Genomic DNA, 3184 nt, shown 5'->3' with positions numbered 1-3184 from the left:
GCACCGACCTCGTCGCCTGCGCCGGCGAGATCATCGGCCTTGCCGGTCTGGCGGGACACGGCCAGACCGATCTGCTGCTGGCGATCTTCACTGCTGCATCGCGCGCCCGGGCCGGTATCGAGGTGACCGCACCGGTGGCGCTGGTCGCCGGCGACCGCCAGTCGGACGGCATTTTTCCGCAATGGTCGATCGCTGAGAACATCGGCATCCGCTCGCTGGCGCGGTTGCGCAGCGGGCTGCTGATCTCGCCGCAGCGCGAGGCCGAGCTCGCCGCATTCTGGCAGAAGAAGATCGGCATCCGCACGCCCGATATGAACAACAACATTTTCTCGCTGTCGGGCGGCAACCAGCAGAAGGCGCTGTTTGCCCGCGCGCTCGGCTCGGACGCGCAGATCGTGCTGATGGACGACCCGATGCGCGGCGTCGATATCGGCACTAAGCTGGAGGTCTATGACCTCGTGCGCGAAGAGGCTGCCCGAGGCCGCACCTTCCTCTGGTACACCACGGAAACCGAAGAGCTCGACAATTGCGATCACATCTATGTCTTCAAGAACGGCCGCATCGTCGCCAATCTGCGCCGCGACGAGTTGACCGAAGAGAAGATCATCCAGTCCTCATTCGGCGATGCGGCCTGAGATGACGGCCGCCAGCCTCGACACCGCCGCCAGGACGTCCGCCGAGCGAGGCGCACTGGCCCGTGCCCGTCTGTTGCGCGGGCTGCTGCCGGCGCTGTCGCTGGCGCTGGTGCTGCTCGCCATCGCCTGGCTCAACCCGCGCGCCATCAGCTATTTCGGGTTCAGCCTGATGCTCAATTTGGCGATCCCGATCGCGCTGGCGACCATCGCGCAGATGTTCGTTATCGCCGGAAACGAGCTCGACCTGTCGATCGGTACTTTCGTCGGCTTCGTCGGCTGTGTCACGGCGACCTGGCTGAAGGACGCGCCGCTCATCGGCGTGATGATCCTGCTCGGGTCGATAGGCGTCTATGCGCTGCTCGGCGCGCTGATCCATCTGCGCAATTTGCCTTCGATCGTGGTGACGCTCGGCATGAGTTTCGTCTGGCAGGGGCTTGCCATTCTCGTCTTGCCCAAACCGGGCGGCAAGGCGCCGGACTGGCTGCTCGGGCTGATGGCGTTCAAGCCGCCCTTCATTCCGTTCCCGATCATCGCCGCGCTGCTGATCGGCCTCATCGTTCATTTCGGCCTGATGCGCACTTCCTATGGCGTGATCCTGCGCGGCTCCGGCGGCAATCCGGCGGCACTCGGCCGCGCCGGCTGGTCGCTGCTCAAGACCAAGATCGTGCTGTTTGCGCTGGCCGGTCTGTTCGGCGTGCTGTCCGGCATGGCGCTGATCGGCATCACCACCTCGGCCGACGCCAATATCGGCAATGGCTACACGCTGCTGGCGATCGCCGGCGTCATCCTCGGCGGCGGCGAATTCGTCGGCGGCCGGGTGTCGCCGATAGGTGCTGTGATCGGCGCGCTGACGCTGGCGCTGGCGGCCTCGCCGCTGCTCACCTTCATGCACATTCCACCCGATTGGCAGGTTGCCGCCAACGGCGCCATCCTCATCATCGTGCTGGCGGCGCGGGTGCTGATCAGCCGCAAGGAGAGGTGAGCGATGACATCGGTGAAATCGCTGCTCGCCAAACCCTGGATCTGGTCGTTCATTGGCGCGCTTCTGGTGTGGCTGGCGACGATCGCCTTCACCGGCGGTTATGGCGCCGGCGGCATGGTGACGGCGGCCCTGTCGCTGGCGGTGTTCACCGTCATTGTCGGCGTCGGCCAGATGTTCGTCATCACACTCGGCCCGGGCAATGTCGACCTGTCGCTGCCGGCCAATATCGGCCTTGCCAGCGCCGTCGCGATGAAAGTGATGGACGGCAATGATTCCATGATCGTGGTCGGGCTGCTGGCGGCGCTTGCCTGCGGGGCGGCGATCGGCGCCGCCAACTATCTGCTGATCTGGGCGCTGCGCATCCCGCCGATCATCGCCACGCTGTCGGCCAGCTTCATCATCCAGTCGATCGACATCAGCTACGGACGCGGCTTGCAGATCAAGCCGCCGCCGGGCTTCGCCGATTTCGCCAACCGGCAGATACTCGGCATTCCGGTGCTGGCCATCCTCACCGTGCTGTTCACCATCGGTGCGGCCATCGCCCTGCAGCGCATGATCTATGGCCGCTCGGTGCTGGCGATCGGCCAGAATATCCGCGCCGCCTGGCTCGCCGGCGTCAATGTCGGCCGCATCCGTTTCCTCACCTACACGCTGTCTGGTGCGCTCGGCGGCATCGACGGCGCGCTGCTCGCCGGCTATTTCCGTGGCGCCAATGTCGATATCGGCAATGAGTATCTGCTGGCCTCGATCGCGGTCGTCGTCATCGGCGGCACGTCGGTCGCCGGCGGCAAGGCCAATGTGCCCGGGGTCTGGGGCGCGGCGCTGTTCCTGGTGCTGCTTTTGACCATGCTCAACACGTTTGGGGTGAGTGCCGGGGTGCGATTGCTGCTCACGGGGCTGATCATTGTCGGGGTGATCACGGCGGCGGGCGGGCAGAAGGCGCCGCGGTAGGCTCCGCCTTCGTCGTCCCAGGCCTGTAATCATTGTGCCAGGCCGACATCCGGTTCCAATCGGCGTCATAGCGCTGTAAATCCCGTTCGCGCGGCCACGGCCGCTGAATAGCGCTGGGAGGTTTGCGTGTCCGATTTCGTGAAGGTCAGCCGCCACGGCGATGTCGCCGTCGTCACCATCGACAACCCGCCGGTCAACGCGCTGAGCTTCCATGTCCGCGAGCCGCTGATGCAGGCGCTGGTTGAGTTGCGCGACGATGCTTCGGTTGCCGCCATCGTCATTGCATGCGCCGGCCGGACCTTTGTCGCTGGCGCCGACATCACCGAATTCGGCAAGCCGATGCAGCAGCCGGAGCTGCGCGCCATCGTGGCGACGCTGGAAACCATCGCCAAGCCAACGCTAGCCGCCATCCACGGCACCGCCCTCGGCGGCGGGCTGGAGCTGGCGCTCGGCTGCCATTTCCGTATCGCCGACGTCGGCGCCAAGCTCGGCCTGCCGGAAGTCAAGCTCGGCCTGTTGCCGGGCGGTGGCGGCACGGTACGGCTGCCGCGCCTTGTCGGCGCGACGAAGGCGCTCAGGATGATCGTCTCCGGTACGCCGATCGGCGCGACCGAGG

At 66.0% G+C, this 3184-nt stretch carries 4 protein-coding genes; all 4 read left to right on the top strand.

All coding sequences use genetic code 11. The features are described 5' to 3' along the window. On the top strand, positions 1 to 635 hold a 635-nt coding region (locus EN939_RS27025; RefSeq protein ID WP_164751248.1), incomplete at its 5' end, for an ATP-binding cassette domain-containing protein. A 1-nt stretch (position 636) separates the two neighbouring features. Then, positions 637 to 1617: an ABC transporter permease gene (locus tag EN939_RS27020; protein WP_164748786.1), complete on the top strand. Its 981-nt coding sequence runs from the start codon at positions 637 to 639 to the stop codon at positions 1615 to 1617. Between the two features lie 3 nt (positions 1618 to 1620). Then, positions 1621 to 2568: an ABC transporter permease gene (locus tag EN939_RS27015; RefSeq protein WP_127270023.1), complete on the top strand. Its 948-nt coding sequence runs from the start codon at positions 1621 to 1623 to the stop codon at positions 2566 to 2568. A 126-nt stretch (positions 2569 to 2694) separates the two neighbouring features. Further along, on the top strand, positions 2695 to 3184 hold a 490-nt coding region (locus tag EN939_RS27010; RefSeq protein WP_164751247.1), incomplete at its 3' end, for an enoyl-CoA hydratase/isomerase family protein.

The sequence above is a fragment of the Mesorhizobium sp. M7A.F.Ca.CA.002.05.1.1 genome, assembly GCF_003998335.1.
Lineage (GTDB): Bacteria > Pseudomonadota > Alphaproteobacteria > Rhizobiales > Rhizobiaceae > Mesorhizobium.
Note: the sequence above shows the minus strand (reverse complement) of the source record. Positions and strands in the feature narration are given on the sequence as shown.

What these genes read in the sequence shown, in the direction of transcription:
- EN939_RS27015 (WP_127270023.1), top strand. Translation starts at nt 1,621, where the DNA reads ATGACATCGGTGAAATCGCTGCTCGCCAAACCCTGGATCTGGTCGTTC.
- EN939_RS27020 (WP_164748786.1), top strand. Translation starts at nt 637, where the DNA reads ATGACGGCCGCCAGCCTCGACACCGCCGCCAGGACGTCCGCCGAGCGA.